At 68.6% G+C, this 24,285-nt stretch carries 24 protein-coding genes; 9 read left to right on the top strand and 15 right to left on the bottom strand.

Going from position 1 to position 24,285, the window contains the following annotated elements:
* Nucleotides 1-48: 48 nt before the first annotated feature.
* Nucleotides 49-2,010, bottom strand: a complete 1,962-nt coding sequence (locus tag C0012_RS12260; RefSeq protein WP_110587902.1) for a M13 family metallopeptidase — start codon at nucleotides 2,008-2,010, stop codon at nucleotides 49-51.
* 111 nt (nucleotides 2,011-2,121) lie between these two features.
* Between C0012_RS12260 and C0012_RS12255 the strand changes: the two genes are divergently transcribed.
* On the top strand, nucleotides 2,122-3,444 hold the full coding sequence (locus C0012_RS12255) for an MATE family efflux transporter (protein ID WP_232527916.1): 1,323 nt from the start codon (nucleotides 2,122-2,124) through the stop codon (nucleotides 3,442-3,444).
* Nucleotides 3,445-3,477: 33 nt separating this feature from the next.
* Here the strand turns inward: C0012_RS12255 and C0012_RS12250 are convergent, their stop codons facing one another.
* From C0012_RS12250 to C0012_RS12235, 4 genes are all read right to left on the bottom strand, one after another.
* The gene (locus tag C0012_RS12250) at nucleotides 3,478-4,113 is read right to left on the bottom strand and encodes a TrmH family RNA methyltransferase (protein ID WP_110587903.1); all 636 of its coding nucleotides are present in this window, start codon (nucleotides 4,111-4,113) and stop codon (nucleotides 3,478-3,480) included.
* 126 nt (nucleotides 4,114-4,239) lie between these two features.
* Nucleotides 4,240-5,007: a 23S ribosomal RNA methyltransferase Erm gene (erm, locus tag C0012_RS12245; RefSeq protein ID WP_110587904.1), complete on the bottom strand. Its 768-nt coding sequence runs from the start codon at nucleotides 5,005-5,007 to the stop codon at nucleotides 4,240-4,242.
* 243 nt (nucleotides 5,008-5,250) lie between these two features.
* The gene (locus tag C0012_RS12240; RefSeq protein ID WP_110587905.1) at nucleotides 5,251-5,886 is read right to left on the bottom strand and encodes a metal-dependent transcriptional regulator; all 636 of its coding nucleotides are present in this window, start codon (nucleotides 5,884-5,886) and stop codon (nucleotides 5,251-5,253) included.
* A gap of 31 nt (nucleotides 5,887-5,917) precedes the next feature.
* Nucleotides 5,918-6,904: an SDR family NAD(P)-dependent oxidoreductase gene (locus C0012_RS12235; protein ID WP_232527915.1), complete on the bottom strand. Its 987-nt coding sequence runs from the start codon at nucleotides 6,902-6,904 to the stop codon at nucleotides 5,918-5,920.
* A gap of 113 nt (nucleotides 6,905-7,017) precedes the next feature.
* Between C0012_RS12235 and C0012_RS12230 the strand changes: the two genes are divergently transcribed.
* Together C0012_RS12230 and C0012_RS15820 are read left to right on the top strand one after the other, a co-directional pair.
* Entirely contained in the window at nucleotides 7,018-7,806 is a 789-nt protein-coding gene (locus C0012_RS12230) for an HAD-IIA family hydrolase (protein ID WP_110587907.1), read from the top strand.
* Nucleotides 7,799-7,924, top strand: coding sequence for a hypothetical protein (locus C0012_RS15820; protein WP_269777946.1), 126 nt, complete (start codon nucleotides 7,799-7,801; stop codon nucleotides 7,922-7,924). Before C0012_RS12230 ends, C0012_RS15820 begins: the two co-directional genes overlap by 8 nt.
* Before the next feature lie 134 nt (nucleotides 7,925-8,058).
* Here the strand turns inward: C0012_RS15820 and C0012_RS12225 are convergent, their stop codons facing one another.
* From C0012_RS12225 to pyrE, 3 genes are all read right to left on the bottom strand, one after another.
* Complete coding sequence (locus tag C0012_RS12225) at nucleotides 8,059-8,547, bottom strand: helix-turn-helix domain-containing protein (protein ID WP_110587908.1); 489 nt, start codon at nucleotides 8,545-8,547, stop codon at nucleotides 8,059-8,061.
* An 87-nt stretch (nucleotides 8,548-8,634) separates the two neighbouring features.
* Nucleotides 8,635-9,549 carry an ROK family protein gene (locus C0012_RS12220; RefSeq protein WP_110587909.1) on the bottom strand — a complete coding sequence of 305 codons (915 nt, stop codon included), beginning with the start codon at nucleotides 9,547-9,549 and terminating at the stop codon, nucleotides 8,635-8,637.
* A 44-nt stretch (nucleotides 9,550-9,593) separates the two neighbouring features.
* Nucleotides 9,594-10,172: an orotate phosphoribosyltransferase gene (gene pyrE, locus C0012_RS12215; RefSeq protein ID WP_110587910.1), complete on the bottom strand. Its 579-nt coding sequence runs from the start codon at nucleotides 10,170-10,172 to the stop codon at nucleotides 9,594-9,596.
* A 129-nt stretch (nucleotides 10,173-10,301) separates the two neighbouring features.
* Between pyrE and C0012_RS12210 the strand changes: the two genes are divergently transcribed.
* Together C0012_RS12210 and C0012_RS12205 are read left to right on the top strand one after the other, a co-directional pair.
* The gene (locus tag C0012_RS12210) at nucleotides 10,302-10,565 is read left to right on the top strand and encodes a hypothetical protein (RefSeq protein ID WP_110587911.1); all 264 of its coding nucleotides are present in this window, start codon (nucleotides 10,302-10,304) and stop codon (nucleotides 10,563-10,565) included.
* 34 nt (nucleotides 10,566-10,599) lie between these two features.
* Nucleotides 10,600-11,442, top strand: a complete 843-nt coding sequence (locus C0012_RS12205; protein WP_110587912.1) for an exodeoxyribonuclease III — start codon at nucleotides 10,600-10,602, stop codon at nucleotides 11,440-11,442.
* Nucleotides 11,443-11,500: 58 nt separating this feature from the next.
* Here the strand turns inward: C0012_RS12205 and C0012_RS12200 are convergent, their stop codons facing one another.
* Together C0012_RS12200 and C0012_RS12195 are read right to left on the bottom strand one after the other, a co-directional pair.
* A complete protein-coding gene (locus tag C0012_RS12200) occupies nucleotides 11,501-12,142 on the bottom strand; it encodes a response regulator (protein WP_110587913.1) in 642 nt (213 codons plus the stop codon).
* Nucleotides 12,143-12,146: 4 nt separating this feature from the next.
* Complete coding sequence (locus C0012_RS12195; protein ID WP_110587914.1) at nucleotides 12,147-13,430, bottom strand: sensor histidine kinase; 1,284 nt, start codon at nucleotides 13,428-13,430, stop codon at nucleotides 12,147-12,149.
* 154 nt (nucleotides 13,431-13,584) lie between these two features.
* Here C0012_RS12195 and C0012_RS12190 point away from each other — a divergent pair, with 154 nt between their 5' ends.
* The 4 genes from C0012_RS12190 (at nucleotide 13,585) to C0012_RS12175 (ending at nucleotide 16,851) form a co-directional block, all read left to right on the top strand.
* The gene (locus C0012_RS12190; RefSeq protein ID WP_110587915.1) at nucleotides 13,585-14,088 is read left to right on the top strand and encodes a VOC family protein; all 504 of its coding nucleotides are present in this window, start codon (nucleotides 13,585-13,587) and stop codon (nucleotides 14,086-14,088) included.
* Nucleotides 14,089-14,172: 84 nt separating this feature from the next.
* A complete protein-coding gene (locus tag C0012_RS12185) occupies nucleotides 14,173-15,057 on the top strand; it encodes an ABC transporter ATP-binding protein (protein ID WP_110587916.1) in 885 nt (294 codons plus the stop codon).
* On the top strand, nucleotides 15,054-16,154 hold the full coding sequence (locus C0012_RS12180) for an ABC transporter permease (RefSeq protein ID WP_110587917.1): 1,101 nt from the start codon (nucleotides 15,054-15,056) through the stop codon (nucleotides 16,152-16,154). The genes C0012_RS12185 and C0012_RS12180 overlap by 4 nt, the downstream gene beginning before the upstream one ends.
* Before the next feature lie 109 nt (nucleotides 16,155-16,263).
* The gene (locus C0012_RS12175; protein WP_110587918.1) at nucleotides 16,264-16,851 is read left to right on the top strand and encodes a nitroreductase family protein; all 588 of its coding nucleotides are present in this window, start codon (nucleotides 16,264-16,266) and stop codon (nucleotides 16,849-16,851) included.
* Between the two features lie 80 nt (nucleotides 16,852-16,931).
* Here C0012_RS12175 and C0012_RS12170 read toward each other — a convergent pair whose 3' ends face one another.
* The 5 genes from C0012_RS12170 to C0012_RS12150 form a co-directional block, all read right to left on the bottom strand.
* Nucleotides 16,932-19,070 carry an ATP-dependent Clp protease ATP-binding subunit gene (locus C0012_RS12170; RefSeq protein WP_110587919.1) on the bottom strand — a complete coding sequence of 713 codons (2,139 nt, stop codon included), beginning with the start codon at nucleotides 19,068-19,070 and terminating at the stop codon, nucleotides 16,932-16,934.
* A 61-nt stretch (nucleotides 19,071-19,131) separates the two neighbouring features.
* The gene (locus C0012_RS12165; protein WP_110587920.1) at nucleotides 19,132-20,115 is read right to left on the bottom strand and encodes a GlxA family transcriptional regulator; all 984 of its coding nucleotides are present in this window, start codon (nucleotides 20,113-20,115) and stop codon (nucleotides 19,132-19,134) included.
* Nucleotides 20,116-20,340: 225 nt separating this feature from the next.
* Nucleotides 20,341-21,549, bottom strand: coding sequence for a glycosyltransferase (locus C0012_RS12160; RefSeq protein WP_232527914.1), 1,209 nt, complete (start codon nucleotides 21,547-21,549; stop codon nucleotides 20,341-20,343).
* A complete protein-coding gene (locus C0012_RS12155; RefSeq protein WP_110587921.1) occupies nucleotides 21,546-22,727 on the bottom strand; it encodes a glycosyltransferase in 1,182 nt (393 codons plus the stop codon). Before C0012_RS12155 ends, C0012_RS12160 begins: the two co-directional genes overlap by 4 nt.
* 59 nt (nucleotides 22,728-22,786) lie before the next feature.
* Complete coding sequence (locus tag C0012_RS12150; RefSeq protein WP_110587922.1) at nucleotides 22,787-24,220, bottom strand: CCA tRNA nucleotidyltransferase; 1,434 nt, start codon at nucleotides 24,218-24,220, stop codon at nucleotides 22,787-22,789.
* Nucleotides 24,221-24,285: the final 65 nt, after the last annotated feature.

Below are 24,285 nucleotides of genomic sequence, written 5' to 3'. Positions count from 1 at the left end.
GCGTCTGTGTTCTCTTGTGTGGTGCGGGGGAACCCCCTGCTCCGGCCTTCACCAGATCGTCACACGCTGATCCTCGGGCAACCAGAGCTCGTCGTTCTCTTCGACGCCGAACGCATCATAGAACGCATCCATGTTGCGCACGATCTGATTGCAACGGAACTCGTTCGGCGAGTGCGGATCGATCGCGAGCAGCCGGATCGTCTCTGCGTCACGGCCCTTCTGCTGCCACACCTGCGCCCAGGACAGGAACACGCGCTGCACACCCGTGAATCCGTCGATCTCCTCGGGGTTCTCACCGTCGAGCGACAGCGCGTAGGCCTTCAGCGCGATACCGAGTCCGCCGAGGTCGCCGATGTTCTCGCCGATCGTGAGGGCACCGTTGACGGTGTGCTGCGGGTCGAGGCCCTGCGGCGTGAGCGCGTCGTACTGGTCGATGAGACTCTTCGTGCGCTGTTCGAACGCGGCACGGTCGTCGTCAGTCCACCAATTGTCGAGGGCCCCGGTGCCGTCGTACTGCGATCCCTGATCGTCGAAGCCGTGGCCGATCTCGTGGCCGATCACCGACCCGATCCCGCCGTAGTTGGCGGCCGCGTCGCGTTCCGGATCGAAGAACGGGTACTGCAGGATCGCGGCAGGGAACACGATCTCGTTCATGAGCGGGTGGTAGTAGGCGTTGACGGTCTGGGGCGTCATCAGCCACTCTTCCCGGTCGATGGGCTGCCCGATCTTCGCCAGCTGCCGGTCGTGCTCGAAAATGCTCGCGCGGCGCACATTGCCGAGCAGGTCGTCGGGATCGATCTCGAGCGACGCGTAGTCGATCCACTTCGTCGGGTATCCGACCTTCGGTGTGAAGCGATCGAGCTTGTCGAGCGCCTTCTCGCGCGTGACCGGGCTCATCCACTCGAGGCCCGTGATCGACTGACGGTACGCCTCGATGAGGTTCGCGACGAGACGATCGATCTCTGCCTTCGCCTCGGGCGGGAAGTGGCGGTCCACGTAGATCTTGCCGACGGCCTCTCCCATCGCCCCTTCGACGAGGCTGATGCCGCGCTTCCACCGTTCGCGGTTCTCCGGGACGCCCTGCAGCGTGGTCCCGACGAAGGCGAAGTTCTCTTCCACGAGGTCGTCGGTGAGATACGGCGCCGACGAGCGCACGATCTTCCAGCGCAGCCACGCCTTCCAGTCGTCGAGGCGCTGCGGTGTGAGCAGAGTGCCGATCCCCTCAAGGAACGACGGCTGCATCACCGTGACCTCATCGACCACGCCGTCCGCGGAGGCGCCCCCGAGGAGGCCCTCTGCCCACGGCCCGAGATCGACGCCCGCGAGCTTCTGCACATCGGCCCACGTCATGAGGTTGTATGTCGCAACAGCGTCACGGCTGCGCACATTGTCCCAGTGGTGCGCCGCGACGGCCGTCTCGAGCGCCATGATGCGCGCGGCACTGTCGGCGGGGTCTGCGACGCCCGCGAGCGCGAGCATGCGTTCGACGTGGCCAACGAACGTCTCGCGCACCTCGGCGAACTGCTCATCGCGGTAGTACTGCTCGTCGGGCAGCGAGATGCCGGCCTGAGCGAAGAACGGGATGTATCGCTGCGGGTCGCCCGGATCGGGCTCGACGTACACACCGATGATGTTGGTGATGCCCTCGCGATCGAAAGCGCTGATCGTGCGCAGCAACGTCGGCACATCGGCGATCGCGTCGACCGCGGCGAGCTGGTCCTGAATGGGCGCCAGGCCGCGTTCGGCGATGCGCCCGGTGTCCATGAAGCTCGTGAACAGATCGCCGACCTTGCGCGCTTCGCCGCCGTCGGCGCCCTGCGCCTCTTCGACGATGGCCCGGACATCCTTCTCCGCCTGCTCGGCGAGTTCGTGGAACGCGCCCCACCGGGCCTTGTCGCCCGGGATCTCCGTTCTGTCGATCCACGCACCGTTGACGTGACGGAACAGATCGTCCTGCGGGCGGATATCGGCGGAGAACTCCTCGATCGCGAGGCCGGAGGGAAGCGTCATGCGAACCATCGTATGCGCGACCACCGACATCGGATCCGGAGCCGATTCGGATCGGATCGCGCAGCGGCAGCTGCCGCGAGCGATGTCACACGTCCCGCCTACGCTGGATCCGTGACCGCACAGCGCACCCTCAATCGACAGATCCTCTGGCTCGCACTGCCTGCCTTCGGGTCGCTCGTGGTCGAGCCGATCTTCCTCGCGCTCGATTCTGCGATGGTCGGCCACCTCGGCGTCACGCCGCTCGCGGGGCTCGGCATCGCGTCGAGCATCCTGCAGACGCTCGTCGGGTTGATGGTGTTCCTCGCCTATTCGACGACGCCGGCGGTCGCGCGCCTGCACGGGGCTGGTGACGACGCGCGGGCGGTCGCCCGGGGCATCGACGGCATGTGGCTCGCCCTCGGCATCGGCGGTGTCCTCGCCGTGGCGGGGTACTTCCTCTCGCCCTGGGCGGTCTCGCTGTTCGGCGCGTCGGCCGCGGTCTCCGAGCAGGCCGAGATCTACCTCGAGCTCAGCATGTGGGGGTTGCCGGCGATGCTCGTCATCTTCGCCGCGACGGGGCTGCTCCGGGGGCTGCAGAACACGATCACCCCGCTCTGGATCGCCGGCATCGGCTTCGCAGCGAACGCCCTCCTCAACTGGGTGTTCATTTACGTCGCGGGCTGGGGGATCGCGGGCTCCGCCGCGGGAACGATCGCGGCACAGTGGGGCATGGTCGCCGCGTATGTCGTGATCATCGCGGCGCTCGCGCGACGTCACGGTTCGAGCGGCCAGCCGTCGCGCGCCGGCGTGCGCGGCACCGCGACCACGGGAGGCTGGCTGCTGCTGCGCACGATCGCCCTCCGCGCGGGGCTCCTCCTCACCGTGGCGGGGGCGACGGCACTCGGGACAGACGAGCTCGCGGGCTGGCAGATCGTGTTCACGATCGGGTCCATGGCGGCGTTCGCGCTCGACGCACTCGCGATCGCGGCGCAGGCCCTGATCGGCAAACACCTCGGCGGAGGCGACGAGGCGAGCGTGCGCTACGTTCTGAGCCGCACGGTCGCCTGGGGCGCGATGGCGGGCGTCGTCATCGGCGTCCTGATCGCGGGTCTCTCACCCGTCGTCGGCGTCGCCTTCACGGGCGACTGGGGCATGTCGTGGATGATCCTCCCCGCCCTCATCATCATGGGCGTTCTGCAGCCGATCGCCGGCATCGTCTACGTGCTCGACGGCGTGCTCATGGGGGCGAACGACTCGCGCTATCTGGCGCTCGCGGGGCTCGTGAACCTCGTGCCGTTCCTCGCCTACCTGGCTGTGCTCTTCATGACGCGACCCGGCGGATCCTGGGGGCTCCTCTGGGTGTCCGTCGCGTTCTACGGCGTGCTCATGGGCATGCGCTGGTGGACCCTCGCGCGCCGCGTGCGGGGATCCGCGTGGTTGACGAACGCGGGGTGACCCTCCGGCAAAAGGGTTCGCGCCAGCAGGTCCTCACCTCGCCCAGCGGCGGCACCACTCGTACATGACGACCGCGCCCGCGGCGGAGGCGTTGATGGACCGCGTAGATCCGTACTGCGTGATCTCGATGTGCGCATCCGCTGCGGCGAGCGCCTCGTCCGACAGGCCCGGCCCCTCCTGACCGAAAAGTAACGCGCAGCGCTCGGGAAGCTCGGCTCGGTCGACCGGCACGGCCTCGCCCACATTGTCGACGGCGATGATCGGGATGCCTTCCTCCGCGGCCCACGCGCGGAAAGACGCCACATCGGGGTGGTGGACGACACGCTGGTAACGGTCGGTGACCATGGCCCCTCGCCGGTTCCAGCGCTTCCGCCCGACGATGTGCACGGTGTCGGCGAGGAACGCGTTGGCGCTGCGCACGACGGATCCGATGTTCATGTCGTGCTGCCAGTTCTCGATCGCGACGTGGAACGCGTGGCGTCGGGTGTCGAGATCCGCGATGATCGCGCTCATCGTCCAGTAGCGGTACTCGTCGACGACGTTGCGGGTATCGCCGTGCTCGAGCAGCTCGGGATCCCAGTGATCGCCATCGGGCCACGGCCCCGGCCACGGTCCGACGCCGTGCGTCGACGGCTCGCGGTTCTCTTCGGGGCCGGCGGAGTCGCTCACTCCCCTATCGTCGCACCCCGCCGCACCTCACACGGTGAGCTGATCCGCCGGACGATCGCCGATTCTCCGGATCCGATCCTGAGACCGGATCCGGAGAACGAGCGGATCTCCGCCGGATCGGCTCGCCTACGGCGCGACCCGGAGGTCGCACCAGATCGACGCCCACTGCGCGGGCGTGAGATCCCGCGGCAGGGCACCGTCCCGCACGCGGGCCCGCGCGAGCGCCCGATCGGCGGCGCGCCCGCCCCGCCGTGAGGCACCCGCTGCGACGCGTCGGAGCGATCCGCCCCTCCCCATGAACACCGCGCGGACGAACGCCTCATATGCGCGACGCTCGTGCGGTGGCACGAGCGGCGAACCACGACGCGTCACACGCAGGATCCCGCCGTCGACGCTCGGCGACGGCGCGAAGTGGCGGGCGGGCACGCGGCCCTCGAGCGCGAACTCGAACCACGGCGCAGCCTGCGCCGTCATCATCGTGCGCCCACCGACGCCCGCACGCTTTCGCGCGACCTCCCACTGCGTGAGGAGGATCGCGTCGCGCCAGCGCGGAGCGCCGAGCAGCCTCCGAAGGACGGGCGTCGTGAGGTGGAACGGGATGTTCCCGACGATCACCGGCCCCGCGAGCGGGTAGCGGAGGGCGTCGGCGTGCTCGACGCGCACATCGGGGAGCGCACGTCGCAATCGACGCACCCGATGCTCGTCGATGTCGATCGCGGTCATCGGACGTCCGAGCTCCGCGAGGGATCGCGTGATCGCGCCATCGCCGGCGCCGATTTCGAGAATGGATCCGCGGGTGTCCGCGGCGAGCGCGGCGATACGCTCGATGGTCGGTCGGTGGGTGAGGAAGTTCTGGCCGAGCTCATGTCGGCCGCCGTGGATTGAACGAGGCATGTGCGCGCTCCAAGGAAGAGTTCTGGAGCACCCCGACGGCAGGGTGAGCGCGTGCGAGCACGCGAAGACTGCCCGTCCGAGGTGCCGATGACATCTCGGAGAGACGGCGCGCTGACGTCAGCGAAGAGTTCGGATCGAACGCGAGCGCGCCGTCAGGCGCGGCGGTCGCGGAAGATCCCGCAGCGCCCCATCACGGGCGCTCCCTCTATCGTTCCCATGCCGTCACGGTAGCACCCGGCCGCGTCACACGGTGAGCCAGATCGCCTCCGCGGCGCCGTCGGGCAGCTCCACGCGGCGCCCGTCGACCTCGACGCACTCCTCGCGCACGGTGATCTCGGTCGCCACGTCGATGCCCGAGCTCGTGATGGCGCGCAGGAGCATCGGATCCCGGTCGCTCACGCGCAGCACCTCGCCCGTATGCCCCGGATCCGCGCCGTCGAGCCGAACGAATGGCAGGCGTTCGACGGATCCGTCCGGGCGCGGAATCGCGTCGCCATGCGGATCCCGCATCGGGTGGCCGAGTCGCTCGTCGATCCGGTCGAGCATGCGGTCGCTGACGGCATGCTCGAGCACCTCGGCCTCGTCGTGCACCTCGTCCCATGTGTAGCCGAACTCCTGTACGAGCCACGTCTCGATGAGACGGTGACGCCGGGTCATCGTGACGGCACGTTCGCGGCCGGGATCGGTGAGCGTCACGGCACGGTACGGCTCGTGTGAAACGAGCCCAGACGCAGCGAGCTTCTTCACCATCTCGGTCACGCTCGACGGCGCGACGCCCAGCTTGGCCGCGAGGACGGACGGCGTGATCGGCGCATCCTGCCACTCGGTGTGGGCGTAGATGGTCTTGAGGTAGTCGTCGGCCGCGGGGCTCGTGGGCATGGCTCCCAGAATACGGGCACCGCCACGACCCTCAGCGTGCTGCGCGCGCCGCCTTCGCGAACGGCCACGTCATGCCGGATAGTGCCTCGCACTTCTCCCACACGCGCCGACGGACCTCCGGATCCAGGGAGGTTGCCGAGGGACGCTGCCGGACCGCGGCGCCGCGCGTGACAAGACGCGGCCCCCAGTACTCGCCGCTCGAGATCTCGGGATCGATGAGGGCACGAACGATCGTGTCGGCACCGCGCTGCTTGCTCTGCGCGACGGGAGCCTGGATGCCGTCGCGGATCCGCTTCCAGGCGCTCGGCTCATTGACTCCCGCGACGTGGGGCGTGCGCCCACCGATCGAATACCCGGGATGGGCGACGACGCTCCGTACGGGAACGCCGGCGTCTCGCAGGCGCGCGTCTGCCTCGAAACCGAGAGCCTGCACGGCCACCTTCGACTGCACGTACGCCTTCCACGCAGAGTAGGTCGTCTCGAGCTGCACGTCCGTGGGGACGTGCGCGCCCATGCGCGTCGACATGCTGCCCAGCCACACCATGCGCGGCTCCCAGCGACTCGTCGACGACTTCGCGAGCGAGACGAGCAGTTCGGCTCCGAGCACGAAGTGTCCGAGCGCGTTCGTCGAGAACACGAGCTCGCGCCCGTCGCGGGTCACCTTGCGGCGCCGGGGCGTGTGCACGATCCCCGCGTTGAAGACGACACCGTCGAGCCGCGTGCGATCGAAGAGCCCGCCGCGCACGCTCGCGGCGGCGGCACGGATGGATCCGGGGTTCGCGACGTCCATCAGCAGCGTCTCGACCGAGGCGCCGGGAACGCGCGCCTCGATCGCGTCATGCGCCGCCGCAAGCCGGTTCGGGTGCCGCCCGCTCATGATCACGTGGGCTCCAGCGCGCGCGAGGTGCTCGCAGGTGAAATACCCCAGTCCGGCGTTCGCTCCCGTGACGAGATAGCTCCGCCCGTCCTGCGACGGCAAATGCTGCGGATCCCAATCCGCCCGCGCGCTCGTGCTCACACTGCCGAGCGTATGCCTGCTCGGGTCCGTCTGGGCTACGGCGCGCGGACTGGACCTGTGGCGATTCCACGCGACACGCGGCGGGAATTCCGCAGACGACATACGCTGAGCCCATGGCGAGTCGAAGCGAGATCGAGTGCTGGTTGACCGATATGGACGGCGTGCTCGTCCATGAGAACCGGGCGATCGCCGGGGCGCCCGAGCTGCTCGCGCAGTGGCGCAGGAACGAGACGCCGTTCCTCGTGCTGACGAACAACTCGATCTTCACGCCGCGCGATCTGTCCGCACGTCTTCTGGCGAGCGGGATCGAGGTGCCCGAAGACCGGATCTGGACCTCGGCGCTCGCGACCGCGACGTTCCTCGAGACCCAATCGCCCGGCGGCACGGCGTACGTCGTCGGCGAGGCGGGGATCCTCACGGCGATGCACGAGGCGGGCTTCGTGATGACGGAATCGGATCCCGAATACGTCGTCATCGGCGAGACGCGCAACTATTCGTTCGAGGCGATCACGAAGGCGATCCGCCTCATCGGACGCGGCGCGCGCTTCATCTCGACCAACCCCGACGCAACGGGCCCCTCCGCCGAAGGGCCTCTCCCCGCGACGGGCGCGATCAACGCGCTCATCACGAAGGCGACCGGCAAAGAGCCGTACGTTGTGGGCAAGCCCAACCCGATGATGTTCCGCTCGGCGCTCAACCGCATCGGTGCCCACAGCGAGAACACGGGCATGATCGGCGACCGCATGGACACCGACATCGTGGCCGGAATCGAGGCGGGCCTGCACACCGTTCTCGTGATGAGCGGCATCAGCGACCAGCGTGAGATCGATCGATACCCGTTCCGCCCGAGCGAGACCCTGTCGAGCGTCGCCGAGCTTCTGGAGGACCGCGAAGATGGGTGAGGTCTTCCTATTCGTCATCGGGCTCTCGTGCATCGCGGCGATCGTCATGGGGATCCGCGCCCTCCGGCACCTGAAGAACGGCCGCGACGACGACGACGCGTTCGGACCGCGGCGCTGAGGCGAGCAGATCAGTCAGTGCGCATCGGGCTGCGCTCGTAGTCGAGGTCACCGATGTCGAGAATGCGGCGGACAGCGAGCTTCAGTTCGGGCACTCGAGGATGTCCTCGACGCGCTCGCGCTGTCGTCTTGGGGTCACAGCGGAACTGCCTCAGCCAAGATGTTGTCCTTCGCGTAGGACTTGAGTCCGGTATCCGGCACGACATCAACGGGCATCCCGAGGATCTCGCCGGCGTCTATGTGCATGCCGGAGAGATCAAAGAGGCTCACACCTGTGCGCAGATGCACCAGGAGATCGACGTCGCTCCCGGGCGACGCATCGCCCCTGGCCACACTGCCAAAGACACGAATGTCCTCCGCGCCGAGTTGACCGAGTGCCGCCTCGAGCTCGGCCTTCTTCGACCGGACATACGCGAGCGTCGGCGTCGGCTTGTAGTCGACGCTGATGCTCAGCTCAGACCCGGCGAGGCTGATGAAGTCGACGAGCGTGCGAAACGAGGGTTCGCGCCTGCCGCGCTCGTAGGCGCTGACTACGCTCTGGGTGACGCCGACCCGCGCGGCGAACTCGGCCTGCGTCAGGCCGGCCTTCTCGCGCGCGTCGCGGATGACCTCGGCTGCCGTCATAGTCACGATACGTACTATAGCGAATCGTGACTGCGCACCGCGGCACCTAGGCCGGCCGCAGAAAATTCCGCGCTGCGGACGCCCGCATCACCGCAGCGCGAGGGCCGCGGCGCCGACGAGGGGGCCGTCGGGGCCGAGGCCGCTGCGCACGACGCGGGTGCCCTGGGCGTACGGCAGGTCGGCCCAGTCGCGCAGAGCGGCTCCGACGAGCTCGACGTAGTCGTCCGCGACGAACGAGAATCCGCCCGAGATCGCCACGATCTCGAGATCGAGGAGCGTCGACACGTCCGCGAGGGTGCGGCCGACCGCCGTCGCCGAGCGCTCGATGGCCTCACGCGCGACGCGATCGCCGCGGCGCGCATCGTCCGAGAGCTGCTCCCCCGTGGATCCCTGCCAGCCTGCGAGCTGGGCCCATTGCACACTCGCTGGCCCGGAGGCGACCTCCTCGAGGGTGAGTTCACCGCCATGCTCGGCCGAGTGCATCTGGCCGAGGTGGCCGGCGTTCCCTGTGGCGCCGCCGATGGGGGCGCCGTCGATGACGATGCCGCCACCCACCCCCGTCGAGACGACGATCGACAGCGAGGCGCGCGTTCCCGCCGCGACGCCCAGCCAGGACTCCGCGAAAGCGAGCGCGCCGCCGTCATGGCGCAGCGTGATGGCGGCGTCGGTCAGCCCCATATCGGCGACAACCGAGTCGCGGACGGCCTCAACGAGCGCGAACCCGCGCACGCCCGGCATATTGACGGGGTGAATCGTGCCGCTCACGAGATCGACGGGGCCCGCGGATCCGATGCCGGCGCCCGCGAATTCGGCGTCGAAAGGCAGTTGGTCGATCGCTGCGCCGACAACGGCGCTCACGGCCGAACGCAGCCCATCCGGCGTGATCTCACGGCCGGTTGGCACGCGGTTCCGGCTCGGCGTGAGAACCTCGCCGTTCTCGTCGACGAGGGCGGCCTCGATCTTGGTTCCGCCGAGATCGACGGCCAGCGCGAAACGGGTCATGGAGGAAGGTTAGCGGGCCGCGCAGCAGGTCCCCGACGACGTGGCTACTGGGGCGCGAGCCCGAGATCGTCCAGATCGATGGCCGCGCGCCATTCGAGGCCCTCGGCCTCGACGGCCGCCTGCGCTCCCGTCTTCCGGTCGACGATGACGGCGACGGCCGCGATCTCGGCACCCGCACGGCGCAGCGCTTCGACGGCCTTGAGCGCAGATTGGCCCGTCGTCGACGTGTCCTCGAGCACGACGACCCGCTTGCCGCCGACCTCGGCCCCCTCGACCTGACGCCCGCGCCCATGATCCTTCGGCTCCTTGCGCACGACGAACGCGTCAAGCGGCTGTTCTGAGGCCGCCGTCGCGTGCATCACGGCGTTCGCGATCGGATCCGCTCCGAGCGTCAGCCCCCCGACGGCCACGACGCCGTCGATATCGGCGACGAGGTCGGCCATGATGCGCCCGATCGCCGGGGCGGCCCGGTGGTCGAGGGTGAGTTTGCGCATATCGACGTAGTACGTCGCCTTCTTGCCGCTCGACAGCGTGAAGTCGCCGTGGAACACCGCCTCGGCCTTGATCAGCTCGATGAGCTTCTGACGGTCGGCTTCGAGCGCGGGCGTGGATGCTGTGGCCATGGGCTCCAGTCTACGAGCGGCGCCCTCTGCACAACGACGCCAATTCTCGCCCGTGGCTGCTCGAACCCCGGCGTGTCGCACGACTCGGCGCAGGATTGGCGTCGTTGTGCAGGTGACTAGGCTGGGAAGATGGCGAAGGCAGATCAGCCCCTGGAAGACTGGCTCGCGTCGCGCCCGGTGAAGAAGCCGGGTCTCTTCCGCGACGGGTACGCTCGCGGACCCGTGAACGACGTGCTCGACAAGGTCGTCGACCGGCTCCGCTCGAACCGGCAGTTCGCCGATCTCGTGAAGAACGTCGACTTTCCCTCGGCGCCGCGCGCCGAGGCCTACGACCGGCAGGCCGTCGACGACCTGTTCGACAACCTGAAGTGGGGTTCGGACCCGCGCCGATAGGCGTTCGCTCCTGCGGGACGAATAGGCTGGATCCATGCGGATCGCGACCTGGAACGTCAACTCCGTCCGTGCGCGCGTGGACCGTGTGGTCGCGTTCGCGGAGCGCGCGGGGATCGACGTCCTGCTCATGCAGGAGATCAAGTGCAAGCCGACGCAGTTCCCGTACCAGCCCTTCGAGGACGCGGGGTACACGGTCGAGGCGCACGGGTTGAACCAGTGGAACGGCGTCGCGATCGCCAGCCGCCTCCCCCTCGAGGACGTCGAATATTCCTTCCCGGGAATGCCGGGGTTCCAGAAGGGATACGACGGCGACGACGCCCCGCTGGAGGCGCGCGCGATCTCGGCGCTCGTCGAGGGCGTGCGCCTCTGGAGCCTGTATGTGCCGAACGGCCGCGGCCTCGACGACCCGCACTACGCCTACAAGCTGAAGTTCTACGACGCCCTCCGCCAGTATGTGACCGACGCGCTGGCGACGGATCCGGAGCTGCCGCTCGCGCTCACCGGCGACTTCAACGTCGCCCCCCTCGACCGCGACAACGGAGATCCGTCGATCGTCGAAGGCGAGACGACCCACGTCTCCCCCGCCGAACGCGAGGCGTTCCGCGCGCTCGAAGGCGCCGGCCTCTCCGACGTCGTGCGGCCCCTCGTGCCCGAGGGATTCACGTTCTGGGACTACAAGCAGCTGCGCTTCCCCCGAAACGAGGGCCTGCGCATCGACTTCATCCTCGGATCGAAAGCGTTCGCCGACGCCGTCGAGGGCGCGTCGATCGAGCGCGAGGAGCGCAAGGGCGAGGGCCCGAGCGACCACGTCCCGGTCGTCGTCGACCTCGACCTGTCCGACGACGAAGACGACGATCTGCCGATGATCTTCGGGTGAGGTCCGACGCCGTTCCGAGATGAGGCAGCCTCGACTCGGGTTTCCCTCTCTCGCCCCCCTACACCGCCCCGTGGCGGTAGGCCCAGACGACCGCGGCGACCCGGTCGCGGGCTCCGGTCTTCTGGAGCACGTTCGACACGTGCGTCTTGACCGTCGCCTCGCCGATGAACAGCTCCCTCGCGATCTCGGCGTTGCTCATCGCGGAGGCGAGCAGGCGCAGCACGTCCGCCTCGCGTTCGGTGAGCTCGACGGGGATCCCCGGCTCGGATGATCTACCGACCGCCCGGTGTCGCTCGATGACGCGCCGCGTCACCTCGGGGGCGAGAAGCGCATCGCCCGACGCGGCAACGCGCGCCGCATGCACGAGTTCCTCCGGACCGGCGTTCTTCAGCAGGAATCCGCTGGCCCCGGCGTCGAGGGCCGTGAAGAGGTAATCGTCACGATCGAACGTCGTGACGATCACGATCGCCGTCGACGAACCGGAGGCGACGATGCGGCGGGTCGCCTCGATGCCGTCCATATCGGGCATCTGCACGTCCATGAACACGACATCGGGCGCGAGGTGGGCGGCACGGTCGACGCCCTCGGCGCCCGTCGCCGCCTCCCCCGCGATCTCGATCCCCGAGGCCTCGAGGATCATGCGGAAGCCCGCGCGCATGGTCGCGTGGTCGTCGACGAGGAGGACGGTGGGAGCGGTCATGCGCTCATTCTCCCGCGAGTGGCACCCGCACCCGCACAAGGTATCCGCCCTGGTCCCTCGGGCCCGTCTCGAGGTGGGCGCCCATCGCGGTCGCCCGCTCCCGCATGCCGAGCGTGCCGAGACCGGTGCGGGATCCGAGCACGACGCGCCCCGTGTTCGTCACCTCGAGCTCGACGCTGCCTGCCGCATACCGCAGTCGCACATCGGCCGCGACGTCCGGGCCGCCGTGGCGTCGCGCGTTCGTCAGGGCCTCCTGCGCAATGCGGTAGAGATTGATCTGCACGAAGTCCGATACGTCGCGCTCCTCGCCGACGATGCGCAGCGTCGTCGGCATGCCCGCGGCGTCGGCCCCGCGCGCAAGCGGTTCGAGGGAGGCGAATCCGATGGTCGACGGCGCCTCGTCGGCCCTCTCATCATGCTGACGCAGTGTGTCAAGCAGATGGCGCAGCTCGACGATCGCCTCCCGAGACGACCGCTCGACCGCGGCGAGCGCCCCCTTCGCCGCCTCGGGATCCGCGTCGACGACGGTGCGCGCCGCTCCGGCCTGCACACCCATCGCCGAGACATGGTGCGCGACGACATCGTGGAGCTCTCGCGCGATGCGCACGCGGTCGAGCGCGACAGCCTGGGCCGACGCGATCTCCTGCTGCTCCTCGAGCTCGCGCGTGCGCTCCTGCAGCGCCTGTCGGCCGAGTGCCGCGTCATATGCCCGATCGCCCATATAGTAGGCGCCGCCGAAGAAGACCACGTTCACGAGCCACATGAGAAGCATGGAGGCCAGGACGGGCGAGAGCGCGCCGACGGCCGCGACGTCGTCGGGCAGCGGCTCGGTGGCCGCGCGGAAGGTCGCGACGAGCATCCACACGAACATCGCCGCGATGATCGCGAGGCGGACGATCCGTGCACGCTGGCGATCGTCCACCCAGGCACCGACCGTGTACATCGCGAGGAAGAGCGCGATCTGCCCCACGTACACTTCCGAGACGCCCAGCTCCATTCCCACGATGTAGACCACGTTGACCGCGATCGCCACGAGAATCGGATGACGCCGGCGCACGACGAAGGGGAGCGCGATCGCCGCCGCGTAGATGAGCCCGGCACGCGGATCCAGCGTCTGGGGGCCCATAATCTGCGCGAAGTAGCCGAGGACCGCACTGATGATCGCGCCCACGAAGAGTGTCAACCCCACCCAGACGTCGTTGCGCACCTGCCGCGGCGTCGGCTCCTGCCGCGCGAACAGGCGCGCCGCCGAGGCAGAGCTCGATGCGCGTTCGAGGGTGTCGACCATGAGTTCACGCTAGGCCCCCTCGGCCTCCTCTGCCTCCCCCGCGCGGCGGATCCGCGCCCCACGGGCTCCGTCCGTTCTCGCGGATCCCCTTGAATCGACACCCCCGCCGGGAGCATGCTGATCACGACACGATCCCGTCGCGAAGGAGCACATCATGGCCACCAGCGTGTTCGTCAACCTGCCCGTCGCCGATCTCGATCGCTCGAAGGCGTTCTACACCGCCATCGGCGCAGGCCTCGTCCCCGAATTCACCGATGAGAACGCCGCGTGCCTCAAGTGGGACGAGAACGTGTTCTTCATGATCCTGAAGACCGGCTATTTCGCGACCTTCACCGATAAGCCCGTCCTCTCCCCCGCCTCAGGCGCGCAGGTCATCACGGCCATCAGCCGCGACTCGAAGGAGGAGGTCGACCGCACTCGTTCCCTCGTCCTCGCGAACGGCGGCGGCGAGAACAAGCCCCCGCAGGACTACGGCTTCATGTCGCAGGTGTCGATGACCGACCCCGACGGCCACATCCTCGAGTTCATGTGGATGGATCCCCGCGCCGCGGAGAAGGGACCAGAGGCGTTCATGGCCGAGCACGCCCCCGACGGCGAGCACCCCGACGCGAACGACAGCTTCTCCGACGCGGAAGAGGAGGGCTGGCCGGCCCGCTGACCGCGTGCTCCGCCGTGCGACGGGAGACGAAGATCCCCCGCACGGCGGATGTGCGGCCTTCGCGATGCTCGTAGCGTCGGAGACATGCTCCAGCTCACCGGCATCACCAAGCGCTACGGCGAGCGCACGGCGCTCGACGACGTGTCGTTCACCGTCGCCCGCGGCCGCCTCACCGGCTTCGTCGGCGGCAACGGCGCGGGCAAGACGACCACGATGCGGATCATCCTCGGCCTGCTTTCTCGAGAGGCCGGCGACGTCTCGCTCGACGGTGCGCCGCTGACGGCCGCCCAGCGGCGCAGCTTCGGATACATGCCGGAGGAACGCGGCCTGTACCCGAAGATGAAGGTGCTCGAGCAGATCACGTATCTCGCGCGCCTGCACGGCTTCGACAAGCGTCGCGCGTCCGAGAAGGCGGGCGTGATCCTCGAGCGCCTGGGCCTCGGCGAGCGACTGACGGATCCCATCGAGTCGCTGTCCCTCGGAAATCAGCAGCGCGCGCAGATCGCCGCGTCGCTCGTGCACGACCCCGACGTCCTCATCCTCGACGAGCCGTTCAGCGGACTCGACCCGATGGCCGTCGAAACCGTGCTTTCGGTGCTGCAGGAGCGAGCCGACGCCGGAGTGGCCGTCCTGTTCTCGTCTCATCAGCTCGATCTCGTCGAGCGCCTGTGCGACGACCTCGTCATCATCTCGGGCGGCACCGTTCGCGCGGCCGGTGGGCGCGAGGAGCTGCGCGCCCAGCACTCGACCAACCGCTACGAGCTCGTCTCCTCGGGCGACGCAGGCTGGCTGCGCGACGAGGAGGGCGTGGACGTCGTCGAGTTCGATCGCGGGTACGCCGTCTTCGACGTCGACGACGACGAGACGGCGCAGCGTGTGCTCCGCCGCTCCGTCTCGGAGGGATCCGTGACGCGCTTCGCCCCGCAGCATCCGTCGCTCTCCCAGATCTTCAAGGAGGTCGTCCAGTGACCCTCGGAACCGACGCCCCGGGCGTCTCGACCCTCCAGTCCACGTATCTCGTCGCCGAGCGCGAGGTGGTCACGCGGATCCGCAGCAAGGCGTTCCTCGTCTCCACGGCGATCATCCTCGTCGGAATCGTCGCCGGAATCTTCCTGATGAGCTTCCTCGGCGACCGCACCCAGACGACCTCCGTTGCGGCTCCCTCCACGGTCGCGGGTCAGCTCGCCGCGGTCGACGGCCTCGAGGTGACGGAGGTGTCCTCCGCCGCCGAGGCGCGCGAGCTCGTACGCGGGGAGGAGGTCGACGCGGCCGTCATCCCCGACGACGCATCGCCGACGGGCATCGCCGTCGTCGCCCTGACCGAGGCCCCCGAGATGCTCGTGACGGCCCTGTCCCAGGCCCCCGCCGTCGAGCTGCTGGACCCCGACGGCGGCTGGACGTTCCTCCGCTACATCATGGGCATCGCGTTCGGAATCATCTTCATGATGTCGGCGATGTCGTTCGGCATGCCCGTTGCGACGAGCGTCGTCGAAGAGAAGCAGACGCGCGTGATCGAGATCCTCATCACCGCGATCCCGGCCCGCGCGCTGCTCGCGGGCAAGGTCCTCGGCAACACGCTCATGGCGCTCGCTCAGATCGTCCTGATCGTCGCCGCGGTATCGGTCTCGCTCATCGCGACGGGCCAGACCGAGATCCTGTCGGGGCTCGGCACCCCGCTGCTCTGGTTCGCCCTCTTCTTCGTCACGGGCTTCCTCCTCATCGCGACGATGTTCGCCGCGACGGGAGCGATGGTGTCGCGCCAGGAGGACATCAGCCAGTCGGTCGCCCCGATCATGTACCTCGTGATGATCCCGTACATGCTCGTCATCTTCTTCAGCAACAACCCGCTGGTGATGTCGATCATGTCGTACGTGCCGTTCTCATCGCCCGTGTCGATGCCGATCCGCCTCTTCTTCGGAGAAGCGCAGTGGTGGGAGCCGATCCTCTCGATCGCGATCTCGCTCGCGGCATGCGTGCTCGTCATCGGCATCGCGGCGCGCATCTACGAGAACTCGCTGCTGCGCATGGGATCCCGGGTGAAGTGGCGCGAGGCGCTCCGCTCCTGAAACCTTCTGACACAGAAGCTCCGGTTCGGGAATACACGCCGCGACCGCACGTTGGCTCTCGCGTGGGCCACGCCCCGCGATCGATCCTCACCCAACCTCAGGGAGCAGCATGAGCACCACCGTCCTCGACCGTACGGCGCCGACCGACGCCCCCGTCCTCGACATTCTCGCCGAGCGATGGAGCCCGCGTGCCTATGACGAGTCGTCCGCCATCGACGAGGGCAAGCTCGCGAGCGCCCTCGAGGCCGCGCGCTGGAGCCCGTCGGCGTACAACAATCAGCCATGGCGCTTCATCGTCGCGCGCCGGGGATCCGCCGCGCACGCCGCGATCGCGGACACGATGATCGACTTCAACAAGACCTGGGCGACGAAGGCCGGCGTGCTCGTCGTCGCGGTCGCCGAGCTCGAAAGCGACGAGGGACGCGTTCACCCGACGGCCCACTACGACCTGGGCCAGGCCGTCGCGCACCTCTCGGTGCAGGCCCACCACGACGGTCTCTTCGTGCACCAGATGACCGGTTTCGACGCGCCCGCCGTGCACGCGCACTTCGACCTCCCCGACCGCCTCGAGGTCCTGTCGCTCCTCGCCGTGGGCGATCTCGGCGACGCCGCGCAGCTGCCCGAGGGGGCACGCGAGCGCGAGACGGCTCCGCGCGAGCGTCGTCCGATCGCCGAGACGGTGCTCGTCAACGACTGAGCCCCTTCATTTCCACAAATCTCCGTCGAGTCCGCACCTATTTGCAGCGGATTCGACGGAGACTTGTGGATTTGCGGGCGCTACGCCCCCGTGAGGGCGAGCTGGGAGCCATCGGCCGCGACGTCCACACGTACCGTGTCGCCGTCGTGGATGTGCCCCGCGAGAATGCCCCGGGCCAGCCGATCCTGGATCTCCTTCTGGATCAGGCGCCGCAGCGGACGGGCGCCGAACGCCGGATCGTATCCGCGCTCGGCGAGCCACGCGCGTGCGTCGGGCGTGACGGCGAGCGCGAGACGCCGATCGGACAGCCGCTGCTGCAGCAGATCGACCTGCAGTTCGACGATCTGCGCGAGCTCGTCCTGGCTGAGCGCCTGGAACACGACGATGTCGTCGAGCCGGTTGATGAACTCGGGCTTGAACGATGCCTGCACGAGCTGCAGCACCTGCTCGCGCTTCGCAGTCGGCGCGATGGTCGGATCGACGAGGATCGGCGAGCCGATGTTGCTCGTGAGGATGAGGATCACGTTCTTGAAGTCGACCGTGCGCCCCTGACCGTCGGTCAGGCGACCGTCGTCCATCACCTGCAGCAGCACGTCGAACACCTCGGGGTGCGCCTTCTCGACCTCGTCGAGCAGGACGACGCTGTACGGACGTCGCCGCACCGTCTCGGTGAGCTGCCCGCCCTGGTCGTAGCCGACGTATCCGGGAGGCGCTCCGACGAGCCGGCTCACGGAGTGCTTCTCGCCGTACTCCGACATGTCGATACGCACCATGGCGTGCTCGTCGTCGAAGAGGAACTCGGCGAGCGCCTTCGCGAGCTCGGTCTTGCCGACGCCCGTCGGACCGAGGAACAGGAACGACCCCGTGGGACGGTTCGGGTCGCTGAGACCGGCGCGCGATCGCCGCACGGCGTCGGAGACCGCCGTGACGGCCTCGGTCTGGCCGATGAGACGTCGGCCGAGCTCGTTCTCGAGGTGCAGCAGCTTCTCGCTCTCGCCCTGCAGCAGGCGGCCGACGGGAATCCCCGTCCAGGCCGCGATCACGCCCGCGATGTCTTCATCCGTCACCTGGTCGCCCACCATGCGGTCGTCGGACTGCTCGGCCTTCTCAGCCGCGTCGAGCTCACGCTCCAGTGCGGGGATCTCGCCGTACAGAAGGCGCGAGGCCTTCTCGAGGTTTCCCTCACGCTGCGCGCGCTCGGCCTCGACGCGCGCATCGTCGAGCCGCGTCTTGAGGTCGCCGACCCGGTTGAGCGACGAGCGCTCGGTCTCCCAGCGCGCCTGCATCTCGTTCAGCTGCGCCTCCTGAGCGGCGAGGTTCTCGCGCAGCGCCGCCAGGCGCTCCTTCGCGGCGGCGTCCTTCTCCTTCTTGAGGGCGAGCTCCTCGAGCTTCAGGCGGTCGACGTGGCGTCGCAGCTCATCGATCTCGAGCGGCGCGGAGTCGATCTCCATCCGCAGCCGGCTCGCGGCCTCGTCGATCAGGTCGATCGCCTTGTCGGGCAGCTGCCTGCTCGGGATGTACCGGTGCGAAAGCGACGCGGCGGCGACGAGCGCTCCGTCGCTGATCGACACCTTGTGGTGCGCCTCGTACCGCTGCTTCAGGCCGCGCAGGATCGCGATGGTGTCTTCAACGCTCGGCTCGCCGACGTAAACCTGCTGGAAGCGTCGCTCCAGCGCCGCGTCTTTCTCGATGAACTCGCGATACTCGTTGAGCGTCGTCGCGCCGATCATGCGCAGCTCGCCGCGCGCGAGCATGGGCTTGAGCATGTTCGCCGCCGCGACGGATCCTTCTCCCCCGCCGGCCCCCATGAGCACGTGGAGCTCGTCGATGAAGGTGATCACGCGCCCCTCCGACTCGGTGATCTCCTGCAGCACGTTCTTGAGTCGCTCCTCGAACTGCCCGCGGTACATCGCTCCCGCGACCAGGGCGGAGATGTCGAGGGTGATGAGCTCCTTGTCCTTGAGGCTCTCGGCCACGTCGCCCGCGACGATGCGCTGGGCGAGCCCCTCCACGACGGCCGTCTTGCCGACGCCCGGCTCGCCGATGAGAACCGGGTTGTTCTTCGTGCGTCGGGTGAGCACCTGGCTCACGCGCCGGATCTCGCCGTCGCGCCCGATGACAGGATCGAGCGAGCCGCGCCGCGCGCGCTCTGTGAGATTGATGCCGAACTGCTCGAGCGCACTCTGCTGCTCTTCCTGCGGCTGCTGAGCCTGTGCCATGGTTCCTCCCCCGAGATCCTAACTTGAGTTGACTTGACTCAAGTTTAGCATCGAAGCCGCATCACGCGGCAGGCGCGACGTCGGCTTGCGTCGCGTCGATGCAGCAGAAGCGGTCGCGGTACGCGCTCGGGGTGAGCCCGAGGATGCGCGTGAAGTTCTGCCGCAGAACCGCGGCGGATCCGAATCCGCAGTCGGCCGCGATCCGATCGACGCTGAATTCGGTGCGCTCGAGCAGGCGCTGCGCGTGGAGCACCCGTTGCCGCGAAAGCCATGCGGCCGGCGTCGCCCCCATGTCCGCCTTGAAGCGCCGCGCGAAGGTGCGCGGAGACATGTGAGAGCGGGCCGCCAGGTCGTCGACCGTGAGATCGAGGTGCAGATTGTCGAGCGCCCAGTCGGTGACGGGCGCGAGCGACGTATCCGGATGATCCGGGATCGGGCGTTCGATGAACTGCGCCTGTCCCCCATCGCGCTGCGGTGGCACGACCATGCTGCGCGCGATCGTGTTCGCGTGCTCGGCCCCGATCTCCTGGCGCAGCAGGTGCAGACTCGCGTCGAGCCCGGCAGCCGTGCCCGCGCTCGTGAGGATCCGCCCCCATTGCACGTACAGCACATCGGGGTCGACTTCGATTTCGGGATGCTCTCGCGCCAGCCGCTCGGTCGAGCGCCAGTGGGTCGTCGCTCGCCCACCGTCGAGCACCCCGGAAGCCGCGATCACGAACGCGCCCGTGCAGTAGCTGACCACCCACGCGCCGCGTGCGACGGCGCGGCGGATCACGTCGAGCACTCGCGGATCCGGCACCGCGCGGAGCGGGGATCCCATCGGCGGAACGACGACGATGTCGGCCGCGTCGGCGTACGACAGATCGTCGTCGATGCGAAGCTCCAGGCCGATCTCGCTCGTGACAGGCCCCGGATCGGGCGTGACCGTGCGGAAGTCGAAGCAGGGAACGCCGAGCTCCGAACGGTCGACGCCGAACGCCTCGACCGCGATGCTGAACTCGAACATCGAGAAACCGGGCGTGACGATCGCGGCGACAGATGTCATGACAGACCCCTTTGGCAGGAAAACGATGCTTCCTGTCGAGTCTGCCACTCGTGGCGGAATCGCGACACCCGTAGCTTCTCTGCCATGGACATCGCAGCGCTCATCTTTGTCGTCCTCGCCCTCGTCGGGCTCGCCGCGACGGGCGCCCTTCTGCCGGGCGACGGATACGGCTTCCCCCGCCACCGCGTGGATGGGGACTGGCCGCCCGGTGCCTCGCCGTCGGCGTCACAGCACCCGTCGATAGACGCCGAGCATCGCCTCGGTGCGCGACGATTGCACGAACTCCCGCCGCACCCGCGGGGACGGCTCCGGCGCGGATCCGCGGCGGACGTCCCGCTCGACGTTCCGCAGGACCGTCGCGAGCTCCCGGATCCGGGCGGTCTCCGTCTGCCCGGGGGAGACGCGCCAGACGCCGCCCCCCATCTCGTCCGCGATGTCGAGATCGCTGATCACGGACGGCGTGCCGAGCTGAGCCGCCTCGAACGGCGTCATGCCCTGCGTCTCGAAGCCGATCGACGTCTGCACGAGGGCTGACGCCGCGGCGATCCGCGTCAGGGTATCCGGATAGGACAGCCGGCCGAGGAATCGCACGCGATCCGATAGCCCGCGCGCCCGCACGTATCGCTCGGCCTCGTCGCGCTGAAACCCCCCGCCCACGATCTCGACCGGCATGTCGATGCGGCTTGCGGAATATGCCTGCAGAAAGGGAAGCAGTCGCTTCTCGGCACTCATGCGCCCGACCCAGACAAGCGCCCCCGATGCGTCGGGCGTGGGCAGATCCCGCAGCACGTCGTCGTCTATGCCGTTCCAGATGACATCGACAGGCTCGAAGACATCGTGCTCCTCCAGCCGGCGCGCGAAGTGCCCGGACGGAGCCGTGGCGGCGGACGCCCCCGTCGCGATCCCGCGGAGATAGGCCCAGCCGTCCGATCCGGGCCCCGATCCGGGCAGCGCGCGGCGCCGCCAGGCGTTCAGCGCTCGCACGGCGATCGTGGGGAACGGCACGGTTGCAGCGATCCCGACGTCGACGCGGTTGTGCATCGTGTGCACGACGGGAAGCCGTGCGCGCCGCGCGAAGCGGTACCCGAGCACCGCGCCCCAGAAGTCGGCCTGCACGTGCACGAGATCGGGAACCGGCGCGCCATGCGCCGTCACCCGGCGCGCGACGCCACGATCGATCGCGCGATCGGCCCGCCGCCCCGGCCAGACGATCGAGTACTCCGGATCCGCCGGCACGGGTGCCGACGGCAGATCGACGTATGCCTGATCCTGCATACCCGCCAGTCCCCGCCCATGCCGGCGAGGGGCGACGATCGTGACCGTGTGCCCTGCACGCTCGAGGAACTTCCTCTGCAGCCGCATCGCAATCTGCGCGCCGCCCGCCGTCTCGGCGTGCTGATCACCGAAGAAGACGACGTGCAGCGGGCGACTCATGCGGGCACGGTCTCCCCTCGATACAGGGCCTCGAAGGTGTCGAGAGTGCGGGTGATGTCGTGGTTCGCGACGAGGTCGAGAGAGGCACGCTGCATCTTCTCGTACCGCTCGCTCGACGCGTGCAGCACGTCATCCAATCGCGCCGCCAGCTCTTCGACGTTCGCGGGCTCGAAGAGGAAACCGTTCTCGCCGTCATGCACGAGGTGGGGGAGCGCGACCGCGTTCGCGGCGACCACCGGCAGGCCCGACGCCATCGCCTCCATCGTCGCGATCGACTGCAGCTCAGCGATCGAGGCGATCGCGAACACCGTCGCGCGCGTCAGCGTCGCGCGCAGATCCTCGTCGGTCATATGACCGTGAAAGGCGACGCGATCGCGGATTCCGAGCTCATCGGCGAGCGCCTCGAGGCTCGACCGCTGGTCGCCGTCGCCCACGAGCTCGACCCGCACGCCGTCATCAAGCCGCGCGGCCGCACGGAGGATGTCCTCGACGCGCTTCTCGGCCGTCAGACGCCCGACAAACACGATCGATTTCTCCGCCCGCGGCGACAGATCCGCCGTGTACTGGCTCATGTCGATGCCGCAGCTGATCGGGATCACGCCCGAGACCTCGATCGTGTCCTCGAGGAAGTCCGCGGCCTTCCGCGTCGGCGTCGTCACCGCGGCGCACATGTCGAAGGTGCGCTTCGCGTCGGCCCACGCCTCCCGCAGGAGGATCCGGTTCGCCCACTCCGGCAGGTGCGTCGAGTCGAGGATGTTCTCGGCCATCGTGTGATTCGTCGCAACGACGGGGATCCCACGCTTGCGCGCCTCGCGCGTCAGTCCGCGGCCGATGACGATGTGCGACTGGATGTGGACGACATCGGGCTCAACGGCATCAAGGACACGGCGCGCGTAGTACCTCGAGCGCCACGGCCACACGAAGCGCAGCCACTCGTGCCAGGGGAGCGGCACAGAGGGCAGCCGGTGGACGAACAAGGATTCGCCCTCGACGCTCTCAACCCCGGGCTTCCGGCGTCGATATCGCTCGTTCGGCGCGCTGACATGCACCTCGTGGCCACGCTGGACGAGGCCGGCCGCGAGCCGCTCCGCGAAGCGCGCGGCGCCGTTGATGTTCGGTGCGAATGTGTCGCACCCGAGCAGGACCGTCAGCGGACGGTGATTCGCGGTTTCGGACACGACGGAAACGCTACCCGCGCGATCCGCCCGATCCTATGCAACGGGCCGACATTCGGGGGTTACCCAGATGCCTGCTCATCCCACCAGGCGCGCAGGCGCCGCTCCGCCTCTTCCTCGCCGAGAGGTCCCTCGTCGAGGCGCAGCTCGAGAAGGAAGCGGTACGCCTTGCCGACCTCGGGACCGGGGGAGATGCCAAGGATCTCCTGGATCCGATTGCCGTCGAGATCGGGGCGGATCGCGTCGACCTCCTCCTGCTCGCGCAGGGCGGCGATGCGGGCCTCGATATCGTCATACGCCCCCGCGAGCCGGCGCGCCTTGCGACGATTGCGGGTCGTGACGTCGGCACGGGTGAGGATGTGAAGGCGATCGAGCTCGCCCCCCGCATCGCGCACATACCGCCGCACGGCGGAGTCTGTCCAGACGCCCTCGGCGTATCCGAAGAAGCGCAGGTGCAGCTCGATGAGCTTCGCGACCGACGAGATCGTCGCCGTGTCGTACTTCAGCTTCTGCAGGCGCTTCTTCGCCATGCGGGATCCGACGACGTCGTGATGATGGAACGTCACCGCGCCACCCGGTTCGAGCTTGCGGGTGCGGGGCTTTCCGATGTCGTGTAGGAGCGCGGCAAGGCGCAGGGCGACATCGGGATCGCTGCCCGGGAACCGCTCGTGTTCGAGATCGATCGCCTGCTGGAGCACCGTGAGCGAGTGCTCGTAGACGTCCTTGTGGTGATGGTGCTCGTCGACCTCGAGCTTGAGGCCCGAGAGCTCGGGCAGGAACTCGTCGCTGAGTCCTGTCTCGACCATCGCGCGCACGCCGCGCACCGGATCCTTCTCGCACATCGTACGGCTGAGCTCTGACTGGATCCGCTCAGCGCTGACGATCTCAAGAGTGCCGCGGAGATCCTCGATCGCCTCGCGGGTCTCTGGCGCGATGTCGAAGCCGAGCTGCGCCGCAAACCGCGTCGCGCGGAGCATGCGCAGGGGATCGTCGCCAAAGCTGACCCGCGGATCGATGGGCGTGCGCAGGGTGCCGGCGACGAGATCCTCGACGCCGCCCGTCGGATCCACGAGCTTCACCTCTGTCACCCTCAGCGCCATCGCGTTGACCGTGAAATCGCGGCGCGTGAGGTCGCCCTCGAGGGTGTCGCCGAACTCGACGGCAGGCTTGCGCGTCTCACCGTCGTAGCTGTCGGCGCGGTACGTCGTGATCTCGACCTGCTCGCCCTTCACGCGAGCGCCGATCGTGCCGAACGCGCGTCCGATGTCCCACTGCGCGGACGAGACGGGCGTGACGATCCGCAGGATGTCGTCAGGGCGGGCGTCCGTCGTGAAGTCGAGGTCGTGTATGTCGCGCCCGAGCAGCGCATCGCGCACGGGCCCCCCGACGATCGCCAGATCGTGCCCGGCATCCGCGAAGGCGCGGGCGAGCGTGGCGACGATGGGGGACTGCGCGAGGTCGCCGAGGCGCGCGAGACCGGCGGCCATGTTGAGCATGGAATCCAGGGTAGTCGCGGGCGGCTGAGCGGATCCGCGCGCATGCACAACGACGCCAATTTTTG

This window comes from Microbacterium suaedae (assembly GCF_003254645.1).
Lineage (GTDB): Bacteria > Actinomycetota > Actinomycetes > Actinomycetales > Microbacteriaceae > Microbacterium > Microbacterium suaedae.
This window is presented reverse-complemented; position numbering and strand designations above follow the sequence as displayed.

Excerpts from the sequence above, each read along its gene's own strand:
- C0012_RS15820 (WP_269777946.1), top strand. The coding sequence starts at position 7,799 with ATGGGTGAGGTCTTCCTATTCGTCATCGGGCTCTCGTGCATCGCGGCG.
- erm (WP_110587904.1), bottom strand. The coding sequence starts at position 5,007 with ATGCCTCGTTCAATCCACGGCGGCCGACATGAGCTCGGCCAGAACTTC.
- C0012_RS12165 (WP_110587920.1), bottom strand. The coding sequence starts at position 20,115 with ATGACATCTGTCGCCGCGATCGTCACGCCCGGTTTCTCGATGTTCGAG.
- C0012_RS12160 (WP_232527914.1), bottom strand. The coding sequence starts at position 21,549 with ATGAGTCGCCCGCTGCACGTCGTCTTCTTCGGTGATCAGCACGCCGAG.
- C0012_RS12225 (WP_110587908.1), bottom strand. The coding sequence starts at position 8,547 with ATGACGGCAGCCGAGGTCATCCGCGACGCGCGCGAGAAGGCCGGCCTG.
- C0012_RS12210 (WP_110587911.1), top strand. The coding sequence starts at position 10,302 with ATGGCGAAGGCAGATCAGCCCCTGGAAGACTGGCTCGCGTCGCGCCCG.
- C0012_RS12205 (WP_110587912.1), top strand. The coding sequence starts at position 10,600 with ATGCGGATCGCGACCTGGAACGTCAACTCCGTCCGTGCGCGCGTGGAC.
- C0012_RS12190 (WP_110587915.1), top strand. The coding sequence starts at position 13,585 with ATGGCCACCAGCGTGTTCGTCAACCTGCCCGTCGCCGATCTCGATCGC.
- C0012_RS12185 (WP_110587916.1), top strand. The coding sequence starts at position 14,173 with ATGCTCCAGCTCACCGGCATCACCAAGCGCTACGGCGAGCGCACGGCG.
- pyrE (WP_110587910.1), bottom strand. The coding sequence starts at position 10,172 with ATGGCCACAGCATCCACGCCCGCGCTCGAAGCCGACCGTCAGAAGCTC.
- C0012_RS12260 (WP_110587902.1), bottom strand. The coding sequence starts at position 2,010 with ATGACGCTTCCCTCCGGCCTCGCGATCGAGGAGTTCTCCGCCGATATC.
- C0012_RS12195 (WP_110587914.1), bottom strand. The coding sequence starts at position 13,430 with ATGGTCGACACCCTCGAACGCGCATCGAGCTCTGCCTCGGCGGCGCGC.
- C0012_RS12230 (WP_110587907.1), top strand. The coding sequence starts at position 7,018 with ATGGCGAGTCGAAGCGAGATCGAGTGCTGGTTGACCGATATGGACGGC.
- C0012_RS12240 (WP_110587905.1), bottom strand. The coding sequence starts at position 5,886 with ATGCCCACGAGCCCCGCGGCCGACGACTACCTCAAGACCATCTACGCC.
- C0012_RS12175 (WP_110587918.1), top strand. The coding sequence starts at position 16,264 with ATGAGCACCACCGTCCTCGACCGTACGGCGCCGACCGACGCCCCCGTC.
- C0012_RS12220 (WP_110587909.1), bottom strand. The coding sequence starts at position 9,549 with ATGACCCGTTTCGCGCTGGCCGTCGATCTCGGCGGAACCAAGATCGAG.
- C0012_RS12200 (WP_110587913.1), bottom strand. The coding sequence starts at position 12,142 with ATGACCGCTCCCACCGTCCTCCTCGTCGACGACCACGCGACCATGCGC.
- C0012_RS12150 (WP_110587922.1), bottom strand. The coding sequence starts at position 24,220 with ATGCTCAACATGGCCGCCGGTCTCGCGCGCCTCGGCGACCTCGCGCAG.
- C0012_RS12170 (WP_110587919.1), bottom strand. The coding sequence starts at position 19,070 with ATGGCACAGGCTCAGCAGCCGCAGGAAGAGCAGCAGAGTGCGCTCGAG.